Source organism: uncultured Microbacterium sp. (assembly GCF_947632095.1).
GTDB lineage: Bacteria > Actinomycetota > Actinomycetes > Actinomycetales > Microbacteriaceae > Microbacterium.
Genome location: NZ_CANROA010000007.1, coordinates 1 through 21,890, shown reverse-complemented (window position 1 = coordinate 21,890; position 21,890 = coordinate 1). Strand labels below are relative to the sequence as shown.

General features: G+C 68.2%; 22 protein-coding genes. 10 read left to right on the top strand and 12 right to left on the bottom strand.

Annotation, left to right across the window (positions count from 1 at the left end; all coding sequences use genetic code 11):
• Positions 1-3 precede the first annotated feature (3 nt).
• The 4 genes from sdhA to Q0Z66_RS03655 are packed head-to-tail and all read left to right on the top strand — an operon-like array spanning position 4 to position 4,736.
• Positions 4-1,809 carry a succinate dehydrogenase flavoprotein subunit gene (gene sdhA, locus Q0Z66_RS03670; RefSeq protein WP_298037894.1) on the top strand — a complete coding sequence of 602 codons (1,806 nt, stop codon included), beginning with the start codon at positions 4-6 and terminating at the stop codon, positions 1,807-1,809.
• Between the two features lies 1 nt (position 1,810).
• Complete coding sequence (locus Q0Z66_RS03665) at positions 1,811-2,572, top strand: succinate dehydrogenase iron-sulfur subunit (RefSeq protein ID WP_298037892.1); 762 nt, start codon at positions 1,811-1,813, stop codon at positions 2,570-2,572.
• A 52-nt stretch (positions 2,573-2,624) separates the two neighbouring features.
• On the top strand, positions 2,625-3,833 hold the full coding sequence (locus tag Q0Z66_RS03660; protein ID WP_298037889.1) for a YihY/virulence factor BrkB family protein: 1,209 nt from the start codon (positions 2,625-2,627) through the stop codon (positions 3,831-3,833).
• Between the two features lie 9 nt (positions 3,834-3,842).
• The gene (locus tag Q0Z66_RS03655) at positions 3,843-4,736 is read left to right on the top strand and encodes an exodeoxyribonuclease III (RefSeq protein WP_298037886.1); all 894 of its coding nucleotides are present in this window, start codon (positions 3,843-3,845) and stop codon (positions 4,734-4,736) included.
• Here the strand turns inward: Q0Z66_RS03655 and Q0Z66_RS03650 are convergent.
• Genes Q0Z66_RS03650 through Q0Z66_RS03640 form a run of 3 tightly spaced genes read right to left on the bottom strand, consistent with a single transcriptional unit; the run spans position 4,724 to position 6,719 of the window.
• Positions 4,724-5,386 carry a DUF4166 domain-containing protein gene (locus tag Q0Z66_RS03650; RefSeq protein ID WP_298037884.1) on the bottom strand — a complete coding sequence of 221 codons (663 nt, stop codon included), beginning with the start codon at positions 5,384-5,386 and terminating at the stop codon, positions 4,724-4,726. The genes Q0Z66_RS03655 and Q0Z66_RS03650 overlap by 13 nt on opposite strands.
• Entirely contained in the window at positions 5,383-6,069 is a 687-nt protein-coding gene (locus Q0Z66_RS03645; protein ID WP_298037882.1) for a DUF4166 domain-containing protein, read from the bottom strand. Before Q0Z66_RS03645 ends, Q0Z66_RS03650 begins: the two co-directional genes overlap by 4 nt.
• Entirely contained in the window at positions 6,066-6,719 is a 654-nt protein-coding gene (locus tag Q0Z66_RS03640) for an SRPBCC family protein (RefSeq protein WP_298037881.1), read from the bottom strand. Before Q0Z66_RS03640 ends, Q0Z66_RS03645 begins: the two co-directional genes overlap by 4 nt.
• Before the next feature lie 72 nt (positions 6,720-6,791).
• Between Q0Z66_RS03640 and trpS the strand changes: the two genes are divergently transcribed.
• Both trpS and Q0Z66_RS03630 read left to right on the top strand, forming a co-directional pair.
• Complete coding sequence (trpS, locus tag Q0Z66_RS03635; protein WP_298037879.1) at positions 6,792-7,796, top strand: tryptophan--tRNA ligase; 1,005 nt, start codon at positions 6,792-6,794, stop codon at positions 7,794-7,796.
• Positions 7,797-7,818: 22 nt separating this feature from the next.
• Positions 7,819-8,463, top strand: a complete 645-nt coding sequence (locus Q0Z66_RS03630) for a hypothetical protein (RefSeq protein ID WP_298037877.1) — start codon at positions 7,819-7,821, stop codon at positions 8,461-8,463.
• Between the two features lie 76 nt (positions 8,464-8,539).
• On the opposite strand, the gene pth is transcribed toward Q0Z66_RS03630, so the two are convergent.
• Both pth and Q0Z66_RS03620 read right to left on the bottom strand, forming a co-directional pair.
• Positions 8,540-9,121 (bottom strand): aminoacyl-tRNA hydrolase, encoded by a 582-nt coding sequence (gene pth / locus Q0Z66_RS03625; RefSeq protein WP_298037876.1) that lies wholly within the window; start codon positions 9,119-9,121, stop codon positions 8,540-8,542.
• A gap of 101 nt (positions 9,122-9,222) precedes the next feature.
• The gene (locus tag Q0Z66_RS03620; protein ID WP_298037875.1) at positions 9,223-9,816 is read right to left on the bottom strand and encodes a 50S ribosomal protein L25/general stress protein Ctc; all 594 of its coding nucleotides are present in this window, start codon (positions 9,814-9,816) and stop codon (positions 9,223-9,225) included.
• Between the two features lie 229 nt (positions 9,817-10,045).
• On the opposite strand from Q0Z66_RS03620, the gene Q0Z66_RS03615 reads away from it, so the two are divergent.
• Positions 10,046-10,171 (top strand): hypothetical protein, encoded by a 126-nt coding sequence (locus Q0Z66_RS03615; protein ID WP_298037873.1) that lies wholly within the window; start codon positions 10,046-10,048, stop codon positions 10,169-10,171.
• 48 nt (positions 10,172-10,219) lie between these two features.
• Complete coding sequence (gndA, locus tag Q0Z66_RS03610; protein ID WP_298037871.1) at positions 10,220-11,668, top strand: NADP-dependent phosphogluconate dehydrogenase; 1,449 nt, start codon at positions 10,220-10,222, stop codon at positions 11,666-11,668.
• 69 nt (positions 11,669-11,737) lie between these two features.
• On the opposite strand, the gene Q0Z66_RS03605 is transcribed toward gndA, so the two are convergent.
• Both Q0Z66_RS03605 and Q0Z66_RS03600 read right to left on the bottom strand, forming a co-directional pair.
• Positions 11,738-12,430: an ABC transporter ATP-binding protein gene (locus Q0Z66_RS03605; RefSeq protein WP_298037868.1), complete on the bottom strand. Its 693-nt coding sequence runs from the start codon at positions 12,428-12,430 to the stop codon at positions 11,738-11,740.
• Between the two features lie 26 nt (positions 12,431-12,456).
• On the bottom strand, positions 12,457-13,941 hold the full coding sequence (locus Q0Z66_RS03600) for an ABC transporter permease (protein ID WP_298037866.1): 1,485 nt from the start codon (positions 13,939-13,941) through the stop codon (positions 12,457-12,459).
• 201 nt (positions 13,942-14,142) lie between these two features.
• Between Q0Z66_RS03600 and Q0Z66_RS03595 the strand changes: the two genes are divergently transcribed.
• Complete coding sequence (locus Q0Z66_RS03595; RefSeq protein ID WP_298037864.1) at positions 14,143-14,871, top strand: response regulator transcription factor; 729 nt, start codon at positions 14,143-14,145, stop codon at positions 14,869-14,871.
• Positions 14,872-14,882: 11 nt separating this feature from the next.
• Positions 14,883-16,409 (top strand): ATP-binding protein, encoded by a 1,527-nt coding sequence (locus Q0Z66_RS03590; protein WP_298037861.1) that lies wholly within the window; start codon positions 14,883-14,885, stop codon positions 16,407-16,409.
• A gap of 22 nt (positions 16,410-16,431) precedes the next feature.
• Here Q0Z66_RS03590 and Q0Z66_RS03585 read toward each other — a convergent pair whose 3' ends face one another.
• From Q0Z66_RS03585 to glmU, 5 genes are read right to left on the bottom strand one after another with little or no spacing between them, the layout of a single operon-like run.
• On the bottom strand, positions 16,432-18,003 hold the full coding sequence (locus Q0Z66_RS03585; RefSeq protein ID WP_298037858.1) for an FAD-dependent oxidoreductase: 1,572 nt from the start codon (positions 18,001-18,003) through the stop codon (positions 16,432-16,434).
• Entirely contained in the window at positions 18,003-18,887 is an 885-nt protein-coding gene (locus Q0Z66_RS03580; RefSeq protein ID WP_298037856.1) for an FAD:protein FMN transferase, read from the bottom strand. Before Q0Z66_RS03580 ends, Q0Z66_RS03585 begins: the two co-directional genes overlap by 1 nt.
• An 8-nt stretch (positions 18,888-18,895) precedes the next feature.
• A complete protein-coding gene (locus tag Q0Z66_RS03575) occupies positions 18,896-19,321 on the bottom strand; it encodes a hypothetical protein (protein WP_298037853.1) in 426 nt (141 codons plus the stop codon).
• Between the two features lie 46 nt (positions 19,322-19,367).
• Positions 19,368-20,402 carry a ribose-phosphate diphosphokinase gene (locus Q0Z66_RS03570; RefSeq protein ID WP_298037850.1) on the bottom strand — a complete coding sequence of 345 codons (1,035 nt, stop codon included), beginning with the start codon at positions 20,400-20,402 and terminating at the stop codon, positions 19,368-19,370.
• A 9-nt stretch (positions 20,403-20,411) separates the two neighbouring features.
• Complete coding sequence (glmU, locus tag Q0Z66_RS03565) at positions 20,412-21,845, bottom strand: bifunctional UDP-N-acetylglucosamine diphosphorylase/glucosamine-1-phosphate N-acetyltransferase GlmU (protein ID WP_298037848.1); 1,434 nt, start codon at positions 21,843-21,845, stop codon at positions 20,412-20,414.
• Positions 21,846-21,890: the final 45 nt, after the last annotated feature.

Below are 21,890 nucleotides of genomic sequence, written 5' to 3'. Positions count from 1 at the left end.
GAAGTGACTACTGAGACGCAGGATTCCGTCGTTCGCGATGGCGTTCACTACCACCAGTTCGACGTCGTCATCGTCGGCGCGGGCGGCGCGGGAATGCGCGCCGCCATCGAGGCCGGTCCCGGCGCGAAGACCGCGGTGATCTCCAAGCTTTACCCGACGCGCTCGCACACCGGTGCGGCGCAGGGCGGCATGGCCGCGGCGCTGGCGAACGTCGAAGAGGACAGCTGGGAGTGGCACACCTTCGACACAGTGAAGGGCGGCGACTACCTCGTCGACCAGGATGCGGCCGAGATCCTCGCGAAGGAGGCCATCGACGCGGTCATCGACCTCGAGAACATGGGCCTGCCCTTCAACCGCACCCCCGAGGGCAAGATCGACCAGCGGCGCTTCGGCGGCCACACCGCCGAGCATGGCAAGACCCCGGTCCGCCGTGCCTGCTACGCCGCCGACCGCACGGGCCACATGATCCTGCAGACGCTGTTCCAGAACTGCGTCAAGCTCGGCATCAACTTCTTCAACGAGTTCTACGTCCTCGACCTCATCACGGTCAAGGACGACGAGGGAAGCATCGGCGTCGCCGGTGTCGTCGCCTACGACCTCGCCACCGGCGAGCTCCACGTCTTCCAGGCCAAGTCCGTCGTCTTCGCGACCGGCGGCTTCGGCAAGATCTTCAAGACGACCTCCAACGCGCACACCCTGACGGGCGACGGCGTCGGCATCATCTGGCGCAAGAACCTGCCCCTCGAGGACATGGAGTTCTTCCAGTTCCACCCGACCGGTCTCGCCGGTCTCGGCATCCTCCTCACCGAGGGCGCCCGCGGTGAGGGTGCCATCCTGCGCAATGAGTCGGGTGAGCGCTTCATGGAGCGCTACGCCCCCACCATCAAGGACCTCGCACCCCGCGACATCGTCGCGCGGTCCATGGTCCAGGAGGTCCTCGACGGACGAGGCGCCGGTCCGCACAAGGACTACGTCTACCTCGACTGCACCCACCTGGGCGCCGAGGTCCTCGAGACCAAGCTCCCCGACATCACCGAGTTCGCCCGCACCTACCTGGGCGTCGACCCGGTCACCGACCCGGTCCCGGTCATGCCGACCGCGCACTACGCGATGGGCGGCATCCCGACGAACAACAACGCCGAGGTGCTCTCCGACAACAACACCGTCGTGCCCGGCCTCTATGCCGCCGGCGAGTGCGCCTGCGTCTCGGTGCACGGCTCGAACCGCCTCGGCACCAACTCGCTGCTCGACATCAACGTCTTCGGCAAGCGCGCCGGGAACAACGCCGTGGCCTACGCCAAGACCGCGGAGTTCGTCCCGCTGCCCGAGAACCCCGCAGGGTTCGTCAAGGACATGATCGAGAACCTGCGCAACAGCGACGGCACCGAGCGCGTCGCCGTGCTGCGCAAGAAGCTCCAGGACGAGATGGACCGCGGCGCCCAGGTGTTCCGCACCCACGAGTCCCTCGAGCACGTCCTCGGCGTCATCGCCGAACTGCGCGAGCGCTACAAGAACGTCTACGTCGACGACAAGGGCCACCGGTTCAACACCGACCTGCTCGAGGCCGTCGAGCTGGGCTTCCTGCTCGACATCGCCGAGGTCGTCGTCTACGCCGCGCAGAACCGCAAGGAGAGCCGTGGCGGCCACATGCGCGACGACTTCCCCAAGCGCGACGACGAGAACTACATGAAGCACACCATGGCCTACCTGACGGGCGACCCGCACTCGTCGACGCCGTCCGACCACATCAAGCTCGATTGGAAGCCGGTCGTCCAGACCCGCTACCAGCCGATGGAGAGGAAGTACTGAGATGTCCACCGCTGTCGCAGAGACCCCTGCTGCCGCTGACCCGGCCATCCAGTCGTTCCTCGTCACCTTCATCGTGCGCCGCTTCGACCCCGAGGTCGACGAGGAGCCGCGCTGGGTCGACTACGACGTCGAGCTGTTCGCGACCGACCGCGTCCTCGACGCCCTGCACAAGATCAAGTGGGAGGTCGACGGCTCGCTGTCCTTCCGCCGCTCGTGCGCGCATGGCATCTGCGGTTCGGACGCCATGCGCATCAACGGGCGCAACCGCCTCGCCTGCAAGACGCTGATCAAGGACCTCGACATCTCGAAGCCGATCTACGTCGAGGCCATCAAGGGCCTCCCCCTCGAGAAGGACCTCATCGTCGACATGGAGCCGTTCTTCGCCTCCTACCGCGAGGTCCAGCCCTTCCTCGTCGCCAGCTCCACCCCCGAGAAGGGCAAGGAGCGCACGCAGTCGATCGCCGACCGCGCGATCTTCGACGACACCACCAAGTGCATCCTGTGCGCCGCGTGCACCTCGTCCTGCCCCGTCTTCTGGACGGACGGCCAGTACTTCGGCCCGGCCGCGATCGTGAACGCGCACCGCTTCATCTTCGACTCCCGCGATGACAACGCCGAGGTCCGTCTCGACATCCTCAACGACAAGGAGGGCGTCTGGCGCTGCCGCACGACCTTCAACTGCTCCGAGGCGTGCCCCCGCGGCATCGAGGTCACCAAGGCCATCGCCGAGGTCAAGCAGGCTGTCCTGCGCGGTCGTCCCTGACACCGAGCATTCGTTTCACGGACACGCCCCCGCCCTGCAATAGGGTGGGGGCGTGTCTGATTCTGCGGACCCGTCCTCCGAAGCCGGGCGTCTCGATGCCGCTGTCGAGCGAGCGGGAGATCTGACCCGGCGCACTCTCGAGCTGTTCCCCGTGCGCGTGTGGCGGCATTTCCTGCAGAACAACGGCTTCCTGCTTGCGGCGGGCGTGAGCTATCAGGCCCTGTTCGCGATCTTCGCGGCCATCTACCTGGCGTTCGCGATCGCCGGCATCTGGCTCGGCGGGAGTCCGGATGCCGTCAACGCCCTCATCGGCGTCATCAACAGCTACATCCCCGATCTCATCAGCAAGGACAGCAAGTTCGCCACTCCCGAGCAAGCGCATGAGATCGCCCGGAACACGACGAGCGTGCTGACCCTGACGGGTCTGGTCGCTCTCGGCGCAGTCGTGTGGACGGCGATCGGCTGGGTGACCTTCTCCCGGCGCGCGGTCCGGGACATGTTCGGCCTCCCCCCGGACATGCGCAACTTCATCATCTTGAAGGCGCGGGATCTGCTGGCCGCCGTGATCTTCGGCATATCCCTGATCGTCGGAGCCGCACTCAGCTACACCAGCGCCGCGGTGCTGCGCTGGGTACTCCAGATGCTCGGCTGGGATTCCGGCTCCACCAGCCTGAACCTCCTCATCCGGATCGGCACGGTGATCGTGTCGTTCGCGATCATGACTTGCGCCCTGGCGGCCATGGTGCGCTTCCTCACCGGAACAGCGCTGCACTGGCGGACGATCTGGCCCGGAGCGATGCTCGGCGGCGGCGCCATGACGTTCCTGCAGTTCGGCGTCGGCTTCCTCGTCAGCTACACCCCCTCCAATCCGCTTCTGGCGACGTTCGCCATATTCATCGGTCTGCTGCTGTGGTTCCGGGTGATCGGAGTGGTCATGCTCATCGCCGCGGCATGGATCGCCGTGACCGCCCAGGATCGCGACCAGCCTCTCCTGCGCCAGTCGGAGTTCCAGCGCCAGGAGCAGGAGTACCAGGCTCTCGTCGTCGCCGCCCGGATCCGCCTGCGTGATGCGACGGATGCTCGGAGCGAGTCCCCCTGGTTCCGCCACTGGTCGAAGTCGCACGCCGTGCGCTCCGCCGAGAGCGAGCTCGCCGAACTCCTCGACAACCCGCCCCGCCAGACCACCCCCGAGACGGCTTCGCCGCGGCGGTTGCTCACGGAGCTGTTCCGGGGCGAAGGCGGTGTCCGTCCCCCTCGCTAGGCTGGAGGCATGGCTCATCTCCGCGTCGCCTCAGTGAACGTCAACGGCATCCGTGCCGCCGCCCGCAACGGCATGAGCGGTTGGCTCGATGCCGCCGATGTCGACATCCTCACCCTGCAGGAGGTGCGCGCCCAGGACGAACACCTCGAAGCAGCGCTTCCGGGCTGGCACATCGTCCACGACGAGGCGACGGCGAAGGGCCGCGCCGGCGTCGCGATCGCCAGCCGCACGCCCGCACTGGCGCACCGCACCGATTTCGGCCCCGATGACTTCGATTCGAAGGGCCGCTGGATCGAGGGCGACTTCCTGCTCGGCGACCGTCCTCTGACCGTCGTGAGCGCGTATGTCCACTCCGGTGAGGCCGAGACCCCCAAGCAGATCGAGAAGTGGAAGTTCCTCGACGCGTTCGGTCCGCGTCTCGCGGAGCTCGGCGCCGACGATGCGCTCGCCGTCGTCACGGGCGATCTGAACGTCGGACACCGCCCCCTCGACATCAAGAACTGGAAGGGCAACGTCAAGAAGTCCGGTTACCTCGCGCGCGAGCGCGCCTACTTCGACCGGTTCCTCACTGCCGCCGGTGAAACGGTCATCGGCCAGGAGGGCATCGGACGCGGAATGGTCGGCGAGCTCAGTGACACGCGAGTGCACATCTCCGAGACCGATGGTCCCGGTCTCGGCTGGGTCGACGTCGGACGACGCTTCCACGGAGAGGTCGAAGGCCCGTACACGTGGTGGTCGATGCGCGGTCAGGCCTTCGACAACGACACCGGCTGGCGGATCGACTACCACCTGGCCACTCCCCCGCTGGCCGAGCGCGTCGTCGACTACCGTGTCGCGCGTGCTGCGAGTTACGCCGAGCGGTGGAGCGACCACGCCCCCGTCATCGTCGACTACTCGTACTGAGAAGCGCCCGTCTGTTCCGGTGCGCGGCGGTGCTCGTACCGGAACCAGCCGCGATACTCCATCAGGGTGCCGACGAGCGGGTTCCGCATGCGCGCGATGATCGTTCCTCGGGCGCGCCGCTCGTCATAGCCGTTCTCGACGACACCATCGATTCCCAGCGCTCTCGGCAGCCGGATGGCTCGGCCGAAGACGCGCACACGACTCGACCGCGTCGTCAACCGGAGAGCGCCGTCGTCCGTGACGGAGGCCTCGAGGAGGATCTCGAGCCGTCCGTCATCGCCGACGACGTTCACCAGCGTCCGCGGTGCGCGTCCGGCGCGCAGCACATCGTCGAAGCGCTCGAGGCCGCCGCGGAAGCGCAGGGTGCGCGACGCCGCGAGCCGGGGTTGTCCGCGGGGGTCGGCCGCCGGGCGCTCGATGATCGTGAACGGGACATCGGGCTCGTGGCGAGGAACCAGCAGTCCGGGTCCGACGAACGGCGCGGCCAACCTCAGCATCCATCGCCAGGGGCTCCCCGCCACAGCGAACACGCCATCGCCGACCCCGATCATTCCGTCCGGCGGTCCCGACGCATAGGCGAGCACCTCCGGCGCGAGTTTCTCCGCGTCCGCGCCGAGGGCGTGCAGGAACACGGATGACCCGCGACTCATTCGCGCCGTTCCTCGCGGTAGGGCTTCACGGTCTCGGGGATCGCCGACGCCCGCGGATAGGTGCAGGTGAACTCCCCGCGATACCCGAACAACCGTCCGAACCGGGGGTTGCGAACCTCGAGGTCGATGACGAAGCATCCGCGCTCCTCGTCGTAGCGCTCCGTGAAGTCGGCGCGACCGCTGAGGAGCATCGGGAAGCGGAAGGCGATAATCCCCTCGTAGAAGCGCTGCGAGTGCGAGATGAGCCGGAGCGCGCCGTCCTCGGTCACGGAGAGCTCCAGATCGACGGCCAGGTGCTGGTGACTGCCGAGGTAGTCGACGATCCGTCCACGCGCAGCGCTGTAGATCATCGTCGCGTCGAATCGGCGCCGACGCCGCGGGCCGACCTGCATGGTGCGCACGAAGGTGACCGTCTCGCGCCCGAAGCCATCGATGTACGGGAAGTTGTCGATCTGGAAGGGCACATCGCTCGCCCGCTCGGGAAACATGATGTTGCGCAGCGTGCCGAGCCGGAGGAAGGGCACCGTCCACCAGGGGCCGCGTCGAAGCTCGGTCATGACGCCTCGGCCGATGCATCCGTACCCCGCGTCGACCCCGACGCCGAAACGGCGCTGCAGCTGCGGGTGCAGACGCGTGAAGTCCTCGCCGAGAGCGCGTGCGAAGATGCTCGCCGGCATCGTCATCGTGAGATCTCCCCCAGGCTCGCCGGCGCATCGTCCATGACATCCGCCCGCCGTCGCGACACGGGACGGGACAGGCATCGCCCGGCACGCGGACGCACACGTCGGCCCGGGCGGAGGGCTCGCCACCAGGTGGTCTCCTCCGGGAGGATGCCGGACTCGGCCCACAGCCGCAGCCGATCGAAGCTGCGGGCGGTCAGCCACCAGACGAAGGGGCGGATGACGAGCGGATCGAGCAGCTTGCCGAGGATCCCCCACCCCGGTGCGTAGTCATAGCCGGTGAGGAAGCGCACGCCCTCGGCCGTGGGGATGTATCGCCAGTAGCCGCGTCCGGCCCCCAGAGGCGAGAGCCGGTCGTCGCTGTTGAACACGAGCGCCGATGTGCGCTCCCCTCCGCGGGCGGTCCGCGTGCCCTTCGAGATGCCGGTACCGCGGATCGTGTGCAGGCGCAGATCGAGCTCGTACCGGAATTCCTGCGATCCGTCTGCACGCTCCCGGGTGGGGAGGATCGCCGTGAAGCGCGCGTCCCAGCGCACGTGCGCCGTCGGGTCCTGGGTCAGCTCCCACACCCTTTCCAGTGGTGCGCGCACGAGGATCTCGACATACAGCGGCGCCGTCGGGCGCCGACGACGGATGCGGGATGCCGGGGACACGGCCCCAGCGTAGGGCATCCGTCTCCCGGGGATGGTGCGGGCCCCTTCGGGAGCGCGCATAGAATCGATGTCGTGACCAAGCCTCGCCTTTACTCCGGAATGCAGCCCTCCGCCGACTCCCTCCAGATCGGCAACTACATCGGGGCGCTCCTCCAGTGGCGCGATCTGCAGGCCTCCTACGACGCCTACTTCTCGGTCGTCGACCTGCACGCCCTGACCGTGGCGCAGGACCCGGCCCAGCTGCGTGAGAAGACCCGCCGCACGGCGGCCCAGTACATCGCGGCGGGCATCGAGCCGTCGCAGTCCACACTGTACGTGCAGTCGCACGTGCGCGCTCACGCCGAGCTGGCGTGGATCCTCTCGACCATCACCGGCTTCGGCGAAGCCGGGCGCATGACGCAGTTCAAGGACAAGTCCTCGCGCTACGGAGCGGATGCCACGAGCGTCGGCCTGTTCACCTATCCGGTGCTCATGGCCGCCGACATCCTGCTCTACCAGACCGATGTCGTCCCGGTCGGCGACGACCAGAAGCAGCACGTCGAACTCACGCGGGACCTCGCCGAGCGCTTCAACTCGCGCTTCGGCGAGACCTTCGTCGTGCCGATGCCGGTCATCCAGAAGGAGACTGCGCGCATCTACGACCTGCAGAACCCGACGTCGAAGATGTCGAAGTCCGCGGAGAGCGAAGCGGGGGTGCTCTGGATGCTGGACGACCCGGCCAAGTCCGCGAAGAAGATCATGCGCGCCGTCACCGACAACGAGGGCGTCGTGCGCTTCGACCGAGAGAACAAGCCCGGCGTCTCCAACCTTCTGACGATCTACGCGGCCCTCACGGGACGCCAGATCGCAGCGATCGAGGACGAGTACGCGGGACGCGGCTACGGCGACTTCAAGAAGGGCCTGGCCGAGGTCGTGGTCTCGGAGTTCGAGCCGGTTCGTGCCCGTGCGCTCGAGCTGCTCGATGACCCGGCCGAGCTGGACCGCATCCTCGCGGCGAACGCCGAACGCGCCGACGCGGTCGCCGACGAGACCCTCGCTCGCGTCTATGACCGGGTCGGACTCCTGCGTCGCGTGTGAGCCGCCCGCATAGGATGGAGCCGTGACTGATCCGCAGCTTCCTCCCCCCGGGCCGAGCGCTCCCCTGCCTCCGGTGCCGCAGGCGCCCGCCCATCCGCAAGCGCCCGCATACCCGCAGGCGTCAACTGCAGCGCCCGCGTACCCGGCTCCGGGATACCCCGTCGCACCTCCGACGAGTCCTGCTGTGCAGGCGCCTCCCGGAGCATACGGGGTCCCCGTGGGCGGCTACGCCCTGGGCGACGGCGCCTACCAGCCGCCGTCCGCACCGGCGAAGAAGTCCCCGATGCCCGGCATCATCGCCCTGCTCCTGGGCGTCATCGCCGTCGTCGTCTCGCCCATCATGGCCAGCATCGCCGGGTACCGCATTGGTTTCGGGATGCCGGGTGTGATCGAGGAGGACTACCTCGATATGACCGACGACGTGCTCTATCTGCTCTCGCCCGTGCGCAATGATGTCCTGCTCGGCGAGATCAGCTTCTGGATCGGTACCCTCGCGGGCATCGCGGCCATCATCGTGGGCATCATCGCGATCGTGAAGCGTGCCGGCCGCGGCTGGGCAATCACGGCCCTGGTGCTCGGCGTCATCGCACCGTTCATCTTCTTCCTGATGCTCGCCATCATGCTCGGGATCGGTGCGAGCGCCGGAGCGATCACCTACTACAGCTGAGGCGCCCACCTCGCTCTGATGCGGAAGGCCGGTACAGAGTCCCGTACCGGCCTTCCGCATCATCGGTGACGCCTCGTCACCGCGGCGCGTGATGCTTCTGCTGCGCGGCGAGCAACCCCTCGCCGATGAGCTGCTCGACAGCATCCGCCGCATCCGAGACGAGGATCGCGAGCGTTTCGCGCTCCGCCTTGCCGAAGGGTGCCAGCACCCAGTCCGCGGGATCCTGACGCCCCGGGGGCCGCCCGATCCCCACGCGGACGCGGGGGAAATCGGCTGTTCCGACGGCCCGGGCGACGTCGCGGATGCCGTTGTGCCCGCCGTGGCCACCGCCGACCTTGAGCTTGATGGTGTCGAAGGGAATGTCGAGCTCATCGTGTACGAGCACGATGCGCTCCGCAGACACCGAGTAGAACCGCGACAGCGCCGCCACCGGGGTTCCCGACACGTTCATGAACGAGTTCGGCTTGGCCAGAACCATCTTGTCGCCGCCCGGCCGCATCCAGGTCTCGACGACGCGAGCGCCGCCCTTGTGCTCGCGGAAGCCCTCGTCGCGCCGGGCCGCGAGCTCATCGACGACGAGCTGGCCGACGTTGTGCCGGGTGCTCTCGTAGCGGGGGCCGGGGTTTCCCAGCCCGACGATCAACCAGGTATCGGCCATGGAGAAGGCGCCTTTCGGACGTGGTCGCAGAAACGGGCGGAGGATACGACAGAGGGGACGCGAACCGATCGCGTCCCCTCTGCTCATGATTCGCGTGTGGATTACTCCGCAGCGGGTGCGGCAGCAGCCTCAGCCTCGGCCTCTTCCGAGACCTCGGCGGCCGGAACCGAAACGGCGATGAGCAGCAGCTCGGGCTCGTCGACCAGCGAAGCGCCCTGGGGCAGCACGATGTCGGCGGCTGTGATGTGCGCGCCGTCCTGCAGGCCCTCGACCGAAGCCTCGACGTGCTCGGGGATGTGGGTGGCCTCGACCTCGAGCTTGATCGTGTTCACCTCGACGGTGACGATCGTGCCGGAGAAGGACTCACCGGTCACGGTGACGGGGACCTCGACCTGGACCTTCTCGCCCTTCTTCACGACGAGGAGGTCGATGTGCTCGATGATCTGGCGCACCGGGTCCTTCTGGACGTCCTTGACCAGCGCGAGCTGACCCTTGCCGTCGATCTCGAGCTCCAGAAGCGCGTTGGCGCGGCGGATGATGAGCGAGACCTGGTGGCCGGGCAGGGCCACGTGGACCGGCTCGGTGCCGTGGCCGTAAAGAACGGCGGGGATCTGGCCGGCGGCGCGCAGACGACGGGCGAAGCCCTTGCCGAACTGCGTGCGGACCTCTGCGATGACCTTGGTGTCGTCAGACATGGTTTCTCCTTCGGGGCACGCGGCGAACATCTCGCCGCGTGGTGGTCTTGGTGGTCGGTGTCCCAGACACAGACGTGCGAAAAAACCAGGGGCTTGATTCGCCGCGTCGATTACGGATGCTGCGTGCGCGCACGTTGCATCCCTCGCCGAGGAACAACTCCATGGTACCGGATCACCCGGTAGGGTGAAACTCAGGCAATCCCCACCCTTTGAGAACTTGGAGTTCCGCATGCTCGATGCAGCTTTCATGTCCCACGCGTTGCTCTGGCTCATCGGCGCCATGTCGGTGTGCGCCACCGTCGTCAGCATCGGCGCGATGTACGCGATGGGCCGCACCGCGTACCGCAAGGACTGACGCGCGCTAATCTGAACACCCCCACTTCTTCACGATCGAGGAGCAGTTTTGCCCGGAGCATCAGCGAACATCGGAGTCGTCGGACTCGCCGTCATGGGGTCGAACCTCGCCCGCAACCTCGCATCCCGCGAGGGGAACACGGTGGCGATCTTCAACCGCAGCTATGAGAAGACCCAGGGCGTGCTCGACGCGCACCCCGAAGCGGGCTTCATCCCGGCGAAGACCTACCAGGAGTTCGCGGACAGCCTGCAGAAGCCGCGCACCGCGATCATCATGGTCAAGGCCGGCGGACCCACCGATGCCGTGATCGACTCCCTCGTCGAGGTGTTCGAGCCCGGCGACATCATCGTCGACGGCGGCAACGCATTCTTCCCCGACACGATCCGCCGCGAGAAGACGGTTCGCGAGACCGGCATCAACTTCGTCGGCGCCGGTATCTCCGGCGGTGAGGAGGGCGCCCTGCTGGGCCCCTCGATCATGCCCGGCGGCTCGGGCGAGTCCTGGGTCACTCTCGGCCCGATCCTGAAGTCCATCGCCGCGGTCGCCGAGGGCGAGCCCTGCGTGACGCACATCGGCCACGACGGCGCGGGCCACTTCGTGAAGATGGTCCACAACGGCATCGAGTACGCCGACATGCAGCTCATCGCCGAGGCCTACGACCTCATCCGCCGAGGAACGGGCAAGACCCCCGCAGAGATCGCCGATATCTTCGCCGAGTGGAACACGGGCGAGCTCGAGAGCTACCTGATCGAGATCACCGCCGAGGTGCTCCGCCAGGTCGACGCCGAAACCGGCAAGCCCCTCGTCGACGTCATCCTCGACCAGGCCGGCGCCAAGGGCACCGGCGCGTGGACCGTGCAGACCGCGCTCTCCCTCGGTGTTCCTGTCTCCGGCATCGCCGAGGCCACCTTCGCCCGGTCGCTGTCCTCGCACCCCGAGCAGCGCGCCGTCGCATCCGCGCTCCCGGGCCCGGATGAGACCTTCACCGTCGATGACGTCGACGCGTTCATCGAAGACGTCCGCCTGGCCCTGTACGCGTCGAAGATCGTCGCCTACTCGCAGGGCTTCGACGAGATCCGCGCCGGTGCGGCCGAGTACGACTGGAACATCGATCTGGGTGCCGTGTCGAAGATCTGGCGCGCGGGATGCATCATCCGCGCCCAGTTCCTCAACCGCATCGCCGACGCCTACGCCGCCGAGGCCGACCTGCCCGTGCTGATGACCGCGCCGTACTTCGCCGAGGCCATCACCCGCGCCCAGGCCGCCTGGCGTCGCGTCGTCGTCGCAGCAGCGAACGCCGGCATCCCCGCCCCCGCGTTCAGCTCGTCGCTGTCGTACTACGACGGCATCCGCGCCGACCGACTGCCCGCAGCGCTCGTCCAGGGCCAGCGCGACTTCTTCGGCGCGCACACCTACAAGCGCGTCGACAAGGAAGGCACCTTCCACACGCTCTGGTCGGGAGACCGCACCGAGATCGAGGCGGAAGACACCCACTGAGCAGCGTTCACCGCGTGAGAAGAAGGCCCCGGCTACGCCGGGGCCTTCTTCCGTGTTCTGAGGAACCTCTCAGCGGGTGATATCGGTGATGGTGCCCTTCGCGAGGTGCAACCGGCGGCTGGCCCGGCGCGCGACAGCGGAGTCGTGCGTGACGACGACCATCGTTATCCCCTCCGCGCACAGCCCCTCCAACAGCACGAGGATCTCATCGCGCATGCTCTCGTCGAGGTTCCCGGTCGGTTCGTCCGCGAGCAGCACCTTCGGCCGCCTCACGATCGCGCGCGCGATCGCAACGCGCTGCTGCTGACCTCCGGAGAGCTCGGACGGCAGGTGATCGCCGCGCTCCGCGAGGCCGACGTGCTCAAGGGCCTCGTCGACACGGCGGCGCCGCTCCGGCTTGGACAGGCGCGTGGTCTCCAGCGCCATCTCGACGTTCTCGGCCGCGGTGAGCGTCGGAATGAGGTTGAAGCTCTGGAAGACGAACCCGATCTCCTCCGCGCGCAGCCGTGTGAGCTCGGCATCCGAGGACTTCGCCAGTTCCGTGCCGCCGAGCGTCAGCGATCCGGACGTCGGCCGGTCGAGCGCGCCCAGCAGCTGCAGCAGCGTCGATTTGCCACCGCCGGTCGGTCCCTGGATGGTGACGAACTCCCCCGCCCAGATGTCGAGGTCGACGCCGGTCAGGGCCCGGACGACCCGGTCCTTCTGGGTGTAGGTTCGGGTCACGCCGGACAGGCGGTACACCGGTTCTGCCGCGATGGTCATACTCTCTTCTTTCGTCGTCATCGTGATCAGGCCACCGATCGCAGTGCCTCGGCGGGGCTCAGTCGGGCCGCGCGCCATCCGCCGAAGACACCGGCGAGCAGACCGCCGAGCACCGCGATGCCGATCGCCGCGAGGAGCACCACGGGCGTGAACGGCGCGCTCAGCACGATGTCCGCAGTGCTTGCGGCCTCGAACATCCCCCCGCTGGTCAGACCGCCGCCGAATCCTCCCGCGCCGCGCGGCTTCTCGCCGCCCATGCCCGACGGTGCGGATGCCGCCGCCGAGATCGTCGGCTGCACGATGTTGATGAGGACGATCCCGATGACTCCCAGGACGAGGCCGCCGATGCCGCCGATGAGGCCCTGCACCATGGATTCGCCGGCGACCTGGCGCACGATCCGGCCGTTGGACCAGCCGATCGCCTTCAGCGTGCCGAACTCGCGGGTGCGCCGCGAGACTCCGGAGATCGTGAAAAGCACGGCCATCAGCAGCGCCACGGCGAGCACGATGACCGAGAGCCACGTGCCGAGGTTCGTGATCATCGATGTCGCGCTCGTCAGCGAGCCGGAGACCGTGGAGGCGAGGTCGGACTGCGAGCTGACCGTGGCATCCGGCAGCGCGGTCTCGAGGTCGCCCTGCAGCTGGTCGATGCCGGAGGCCGACTCGGCCTGCACATAGATGGTCGAGACGACATCGTCGACGCCCGCGAGGGCCTGCGCCGTCTGCAGGGGGAGGTAGACGTTCGCAGCGGTGTCCGCGGAGTCGGACGTGGATGCCACGATGCCGACGACCTCGACCTCGGAGCCCGCGACGTCGATCATGTCGCCGACCGCGATCTCCGCGGTCGAGGCGTAGGAGCCATCGACGAGGGCGACGAGGGCCTGGACGTCATCGGCGTCGAAGGCGCGCCCGTCGGAGACCTCGACGGAGGCGAGCGGACCGATGGCCGCTCCCTCCGGATCGATGCCGAGCACGCTGAACGAGTCGAGCCCGAACGCGCTGCCGCCTGCGCCGTCGGGTCCGCCCTGCGCAGGCTCGCCGCCGCCGGGCATCCCGCCCTCTGCGGGCTGCGAGCCGCCGACGAAGCCGCCGGTGGGCATCTCGCCCGAGAAGGTGGTGTTCGTGAGGCTGAGCGTTGCTGTGGCCCCGCTCACGCCGGGTGTGGCGAGCACGTCGTCGAGAACGGCGGCGTCCAGGGTCGAGCGCATCATCTCGGTCATCAGCTGCGACGAGCTCAGGGTCGTCGTGTCAACGCCGGCTTCACCGGCATCCGCATCGAACTCGAACCGCGGGCCGCCGCCCTCGCCGGGCTCGGTCATCGCTCCGGTGACCGTCAGGTCGGTGCCGACGCCGTACACCGATTCGAGCGCCTGCGCCTGCGCGTCGCGCACTCCGGCTGTCAGCGCGTTGACGATGATCACGAGTGCGATCGCCACCGCGAGCCCGACGGCGACGATCACCGTCTGCTTCTTGCGGCCGGCTAGCTCTCTCCGCAGATATCTTCCGTACATGTCTCTCCTTCGCCCGCGCTTCGGCGGGACGGAGATGACGATATTGACGGCGATTATGGGAAGCAGATGGTGAGCTGATGGGTTTCTTATGAACCGGCAACGGGTCCGCGACGATCATGCGCGGGACGCAGCATCCGATTCACAGATCACGCATAGAAGTTTCCATAGAAGTTTCATAGACGAAGCATCACAATGGACCTCATGAGCCACGATCTGCCCGAACTTCGCCGCCCCGATGGATCTCCGCTGCGCATCCTCGCCGTCGATGACGAGCAGATGCTCACCGACCTTCTCGCGATGGCCCTGCGCATGGAGGGCTGGGAAGTGCGCACCGCGTCCTCGGGCATGGAGGCTCTGCAGGTCGCCCGGGAGTTCGAGCCCGATGCTCTTGTGCTCGACATCATGATGCCCGATCTCGACGGGATGAGCGTACTGCGCCGGCTGCGTGAATCGGGCAACCTCGTCCCCGTGCTCTTCCTGACCGCGAAGGATGCCGTGGGCGACCGGATCGCGGGCCTGACCGCCGGCGGCGACGACTACGTCACCAAGCCCTTCAGCCTCGAAGAGGTCATCGCGCGTCTGCGCGCGATCATCCGACGCACGGGCCTGGCCTCCAGCGACGAGGGCCAGTCGATCCTGCGCGTCGGCGACCTCACCCTCAACGAGGACAGCCACGAGGTCGAGCGTGACGGAACCGAGATCGAGCTAACCGCCACCGAGTTCGAACTGCTGCGCTATCTGATGCGCAACGAGCGCCGTGTGCTCTCGAAGACGCAGATCCTCGACCGCGTCTGGAGCTACGACTTCGGCGGCAAGTCGTCGGTCGTCGAGCTGTACATCTCGTACCTGCGCAAGAAGATCGACGCCGGCCGCACGCCCCTGCTGCACACGGTGCGCGGCGTCGGCTACATGATCAAGGCCCCCCAGTGACCCGGCCGGGGATGCGCGCACCGCTGACCCTGCAGGCACGGCTCATGATCGCCGTGACCGGGTTCGTCTCGCTCATCCTCATCATCGTCGCCGTCATCACCGGCGCGACGCTGAACCAGGCGCTCGAGGGTCAGCTGACCGAGCAGGTGCGCTCCCTCTCCGACCGCACGACGGCGCTGGTGTCCCAGCGCGCGGGCTATGCGATGATCACCAACGAGTCCCTCACCGCACGCTCCGCCATGGACGGCGTCGCCCCGCCCGCTTCCGGCCTGCTCCTGGCGTTCTGGATCCCGGATGAGACCACCGGCGGCACGGCCAGCGGAGTCGTGATCGGCGAGGGGGGAGCGCTCAGCGACCTCTCCACCCGGGAGCTGCGCGCCATCGACGCGGCGCTCGCCGGACGCAGCACCGGGTCGATCGCGCTCCCCGGACACAACGGCGCCTCCTACCAATTGATCGTCACCCAGACGGCGGCGACGAAGTTCTCCCCCGCCATCAACGTCGTCACCGGGCTCCCCCGCGACGGCATCCAGAGCACCCTCGCCCAGCTGTTCACCGTCGTGTCCCTCGCGACACTCGGCGGGCTCATCCTCCTTGCCCTCACGATCACCGTCACGATCCGGATGACCCTGCGACCGCTGCGGGCCGTGGCCGCGACTGCGACGCGCGTCGCGAACCAGCCGCTCGATCGCGGCGAGGTGTCCATCACCGAGCGCGTCCCGGCCGAGGAATCCGACCCGCGCACCGAGATTGGCCTCGTCGGCGCATCGTTGAACACCCTGCTCGACCACGTCGACGAGTCGCTCGCCTCCCGCCAGCGCAACGAGGAGCGCATGCGCCGCTTCGTCGCGGATGCCAGCCACGAGCTGCGCACTCCCCTCGCCTCGATCCGCGGCTACTCCGAGCTCTCGCTGCGCGCACTGCGGCAGACATCGGCCGTCGATGCCGCCGAGAGCACCGAGACCGCGCTCGAGCGCATCCAGGCGCAGTCGCTGCGGATGACGCGTCTGGTCGAAGACCTGCTGCTGCTGGCCCGACTGGACGAGGGCACCGAGCTCGTGCACGGCTCCGTCGACCTCACCAACCTCGCTCTCGAAGGGCTCGCCGATGCCCGCCCGACCGGGCCCGACCACCGCTGGAGCGTCGATGTTCCCGACGAGCCGGTCGTCATCCTCGGCGACGCCGGGCGCCTGCACCAGGTCGTCGCGAACCTGCTCGCCAACGCTCGCACCCACACACCCGCCGGCACGCAGATCACGCTGGGCGTCGGCGTCGAGGACGATCTCGCCGTCATCCGCGTGCACGATGACGGCCCCGGCATCGATCCGCAGGTGCGCGACGCGCTCTTCGCCCGTTTCGCCCGGGGCGACTCCTCGCGTGCCCGCCAGACCGGCGGAACGGGGCTGGGCCTGGCGATCGCCAAGGCCATCGTCGAGGGGCACCGGGGAACCCTGTCCGTGGAATCCGAGCCCGGAGACACGACCTTCACCGTGCGCCTTCCCCTGACGCAGCCGCTCCCCGACCCGCCGGAGGCGTGAGCCGGCGGCGCCTGGTGCGCGGTCAGTACCCGGCGAAGGCGTCGGTCGTCAGCGAATGCGCCTTCTGCAGCGCGGGAGCGAGGTCGGCGATGAGTCGCGGCGGTCCCGAGATGAAGGTGTGCCGCGCCGCGATGTCGGGGACCACGCGTTCCAGACCCTCGGCATCCAGGCGCACGCCCTGCGCCCACGACCATTTGTCGCCGAGGCCCGCCGGCTCGTCTCGGGTGTATACGACGGCGCGAACGCCTGTCGCCTCCAGCTCCTCGCGGAACGCCAGCTCCGAAACGTCAGATGCCACGTACACGAGCACGATGTCGCGCTGAACCCCGGCCGCTTGCAGCTGGCGAAGCTGCGAGACGAACGGAGTGACCCCGATTCCTGCAGCGACCATGAGCACCGGCGCGTCGCCACGGGGCAGCAGGAAGTCGCCCCATGTCCCGGTGACCGCCAATGTCGCGCCGGGCTCGGCGGCGGCGAGAGCGCGCTTGTAGGACGACGGATGCTTCTGGTCGCCGTTCTTATAGGCGATGCGCAGCGTCGGCAGGTCCGCGGGCGCCGAGACAATGCTGAACTCGCGGCGCGTTCCGCGGGCATCCGGCCGGTGATGCGGCACATCGAGCTCGAGGTACTGACCCGGCAGGAAATTCAGCCGCCCCTTGGTGCGGAAGGTCAGCTCCTGCACGGTCGGGGTGATGAACTCGCGCTTGTCGAGGCGGAGCCGCACCGAACCGCGCAGCGCGAAGACGAACGCCAGCAGGTTGCCGATGAGCAGTGCGCGCTCCTGGCCGAGGGTGAAAAGACCCGCGATGAGAATCGGCCAGCCGGCGAGCACACCGACCAGCGCCGCCACCGAGTACTGCTGCCACCGCCGCGGCGGCAGCGTCAGCGGCTCGGACAGCATGAAGATGCCGAGGAACAGGAACGTCGACTGCAGCACCGCGAACGACAGCGCCTCGCCGAGGTCGAACCCCATGCCGAACTGCTGCCCCTGCACGGCCTGGCGCACCACTGAAGTGCCGATCGCGACGAGAAGGAACACCAGCACCACCCGCACCTTCTCGGTGCGCCACAGCACCGCCAGTCCCAGCACGGCCACGGGAAGGGCCAGCGACGGCGTGCCCACCCACCATGAGGCGGAGGTTCCCAGCCATTCGAAGGCGCCGAACGAACCGACGATCGTCACCACCGCGGCTCCGAACGCCGCCGGATTGAGGATGTGACGTCCGCGCCAGGCGATGAGGTACTTCGACAGGCTCGCCAGCGCACCGGCGAGGGCGAGGCCCGTGAAAGCGGCGGCATCCGACCCGGGCCGCATGACGAAGAGCATGATGAGCGTCGTCACCAACGACGATTCCACGCGCCACGGGAGCCGGAGAAGACGCTGCGCGATCGCGTCGACCGCGCAGATGACGACGCCGAGGACGACGAAGGAGTACAGGATCTCCGCGGGTGTCGGGGAGACGATCGCGCCGAGTGCCGACAATGCCAGCGCGATGACGGCGAGCAGCCCCAGCGCGAACAGCACCAGCCGATACATCGATACGGCGCCGAGAACCGCGAGAACACGCTGGCGGGCGGCGGTGAACATACTCATCACAGGGTCAACTCTCCCTCATCGAACCGCCCACCGGGGCGGAATACCTCGATCGGTGCGCTCGCGGACCACTGCGCGCGCCCGTCCGTGCTCATCCGCACCCACTCGACGCCGCGCTCGGCGGCGAAGTCCGCACCGCCGTCGAAGAACAGCGCCGTGGCGACGGCGTCGGCGGTCATGGCATCCGCCCCGATCGCCCAGGTCGCCGCCCAGGTTCGCACCGGAATCCCGGTACGGGCATCGAGGACATGGTGCAGTCCGCTCCCCCAGGCGCGGCGGGTGATCGCGGACGCGCAGATCGCCTGGTCCCGAATCATGGCGACTCCGATCGCGGCGCTCGGATCGAAGGGATGCTCGAGGCCCACGCGCATGTCTTCGCGCACCCGCAGGTCGCCGCCGGCATCGACCGCACGGATCCCCGGGACATCGGCGAGCTCGTCGAAGACACGATCGACCAGGCGGCCCTTGCCCAACGCACCCACATCGAGCAGAGCCGGCGTCGAGACGCTCAGCAGCGGCTCAGCCCACGACACGATGCCGGTCCACTCCGACGGAGCCGGTCGTGGCGTGCCGGGGCGCAAGGAGTAATCGGGGTCGTAGCCGAGCGCGTTCAGGCTCTCGGCCACCAGCGGATTCACCGCACCGTCCGTTGCCCGGGTGAGAGCACGATAGGCGTCGAGCATCGCCGGAGCATCCGGGGGAAGCGCGGCCGTCCCGCCGGAGCGACCGAGCCGGCTCACGAGAGAATCCCTGCGGAACCGCGACCAGGTGCGGTCGAAGTCCTCGATGAGGTCGTTGATGCGCGAGCGCACCGAGTCGTCGAGCGGGTGCTCCGAATCGATCTCCCAGGTCGTGCCGATCGCGTCGAAGCGCCACAGGGGCATGCGCGCTCCTACTGCTCGAGGGCGGCCTGCGCCTTGATCTCCGCCACCGCCGCGTTGAAACCGCCGCTCGTGAGCGACGATCCCGCAACCCGGCTGACGTCGATCTCGTCGAGGGGAACCCCCACGATCTCCGTCGCGATGCCCGAGATGAACGCGGCCTGGTACTGCTCGGTCTCCCGTGCCCCCGGATCTCCCGCGACCTCGACGCCCGCGACGAGGTTGTCGGCGATCGTCAACGTCACCGATACCCTCTCGACGTTCTCCGGCGTCTGATATGACCCCTCGGCCGTGTAGGTCCCGTCCGCGTACTCCACGGGCTCCGCGGAATCGGCCGAGGCATCGGTGCCCGCGCACCCGGTGACGGTCAGAGCGCCGATGACGGCCGCGAGGACCGCTCCGGAACGCACGGCGGGCGACAGGGTCTGCACGATCATGCTCTCGAGACTATGTCCGCGCGCTATGCGCGGGCTGTGCCCCGGGTCAGGCGTCTCCGCCGAACATGCTCGTGACGGATCCGTCCTCGAACACCTCGTGGATCGCGCGCGCCAGCAGCGGAGCGATCGGCAGAACCGTCAGCGACTCCCAACGACGGGACTCGTTCAGCGGGATCGTGTCGGTGACGACGACCTCGTCGATCGCCTCATCCTGCAGACGCTCGGTGGCCGGGTCGCTGAAGATCGCGTGCGTTGCCGCGACGATCACCCGTCGCGCGCCGTTGGCCTTCAGAGCCTGCGCGGCCTTGACGATCGTGCCGCCCGTGTCGATCATGTCGTCGACGAGCAGGCAGGTTCGGCCGGCGACGGTTCCGACGATCTCGTGAACGGAGACCTGGTTGGCGACCTTCGGGTCGCGACGCTTGTGGATGATCGCCAGCGGCGCATCCAGGCTGTCGGACCACGTGTCGGCGACGCGCACGCGCCCCATGTCGGGCGAGACGATCGTGAGCGTCTCGCGGTCTTCGGCCGTGAGCGTCTCGCGGAAGTGCTCGAGGAGCACCGGCTTGGCGAAGAGGTGGTCGACGGGGCCGTCGAAGAAGCCCTGGATCTGGGCGGCGTGCAGGTCGACGCTCATGACGCGGTCGGCACCGGCGGTCTTGAAGAGGTCGGCGACCAGGCGGGCGCTGATGGGCTCACGACCGCGGCCCTTCTTGTCCTGGCGGGAGTAGGGGAAATACGGCACGACGAGCGTGATGCGCTTGGCCGAGGCGCGCTTGGCCGCATCGATCATGATCAGCGTCTCGATGAGCGACTCGTTCAGACCCTCGCCGAAGGTCTGCACGATGAAGAGATCGGTCCCGCGGATCGACACCTCGAAACGAGCGTAGATCTCACCCGAGGCGAAGGTGCGGTGCTCGACGGGCGCGACCTGCGTTCCCAGTGCCCGCGCCACGGCGGCGGTCAGCTCGGGGTGCGAGCGTCCGCCGGCGACGACCAGGTGCTTCTTGTTCTTGGCGACGAGTCCGGGAGCGACCCCGTTGTCCCGGTCCAGCTCGACGGTCTTCTTCTTGTGCCCCATGGCGTGCCTTTACTCCGCAGCTCGGTTGGCACGGGATGCCGCCTCTGCGGCGCCAGTCCCGGCTCTGTTCTTCTCGACCCATCCCTCGACGTTGCGCTGAGGGGCGACGCTCAAGGCCAGAGCACCAGCGGGGACGTCCTTGCGGACGACCGCTCCCGCTCCGGTCTTCGCACCATCTCCAATCCTAACCGGCGCGACGAACACGTTGTGCGAGCCCGTGTGCACCTCGTCGCCGATCTCAGTGCGGTGCTTGACGAGGTCGTCGTAGTTCGCCGTGATCGCACCGGCGCCGATGTTGACGCGCTCGCCGATCGTCGTGTCGCCGATGTACGACAGGTGCGGCACCTTGCTGCCGGCGCCGATCGTGGAGTTCTTCGTCTCGACGAAGGTGCCGATCTTGCCGCCGTCGGCAAGCACCGTGCCGGGGCGGATGAAGGCGAAGGGGCCCACCGTCGTGCCGGCGCCGATGACCGCGAGCGTCGCATCCGTGCGCTTGATGACGGCATCCGCGCCGACCTCGCAGTCCACGAGCGTCGTGTCGGGGCCGATCACGGCACCGGACTCGATCACCGTGGCCCCCACGATGTGCGTGTTCGGCAGGATCGTGACATCGGACGAGAGCTTGGCATCATCGTCGATCCACGTGGTCGCCGGGTCCATGATCGAGACGCCGTCGCGCTGCCAGCGGCGCACGATTCGGGCGTTGAGCACGCGACCGGCCTCGGCGAGCTGGGCCCGGTCGTTCACGCCGAACGTCGCTGCGGTGTCGGCGGCGATCTCCGCGGCGACCGTGTGCTGGGCCTGACGCAGCAGACCGATCACGTCGGTGAGGTACAGCTCGCCCTGGGCGTTGTTCTGGTCGATCTGCGGGAGGAAGGAGCGCAGCGCGGATGCACGGAAGACGTAGACGCCCGCGTTGATCTCGGCGACGGCCGCTTCTTCGGCGGTGGCGTCCTTCTGCTCGACGATGCGCGACACCGTGCCGGCCTCATCACGGATGATGCGTCCGTAGCCGGTCGGGTCGTCGAGGAGCGCGCTGAGGATGGTCGCGGCGGCCTCTGCCCGCCGGTGGCCGGCGAGGAGGGACTGCAGGGTGTCTGCCTCGAGCAGCGGGACATCGCCGGAGAGCACGAGCACATCGCCCTCGAAGTCCGACGGAAGAGCGTCGACGGCGACCTGGACGGCGCGCCCGGTGCCGGGGATCTCGTCCTGGTCGACGATCACGGCGTCGGGGTACTGCGCGGAGATCGCGCTGACGACCTGGTCGCGCTCATGGCGCACGACGACCTCGATGTGGTCGGCGCCCAGGACGGAAGCCGTGGTCAGCACGTGGCCGACGAGGGGGCGCCCGGCGATCGGGTGCAGCACCTTCGGCAGCCGGGACTTCATCCGTGTGCCCTGGCCAGCAGCCAGCACGATGATCGCGAGTCTGTTCTCCGTCATGCTCCGCCGCCAGGACTCGAACCTGAACCTCACAGCTCCAAAGGC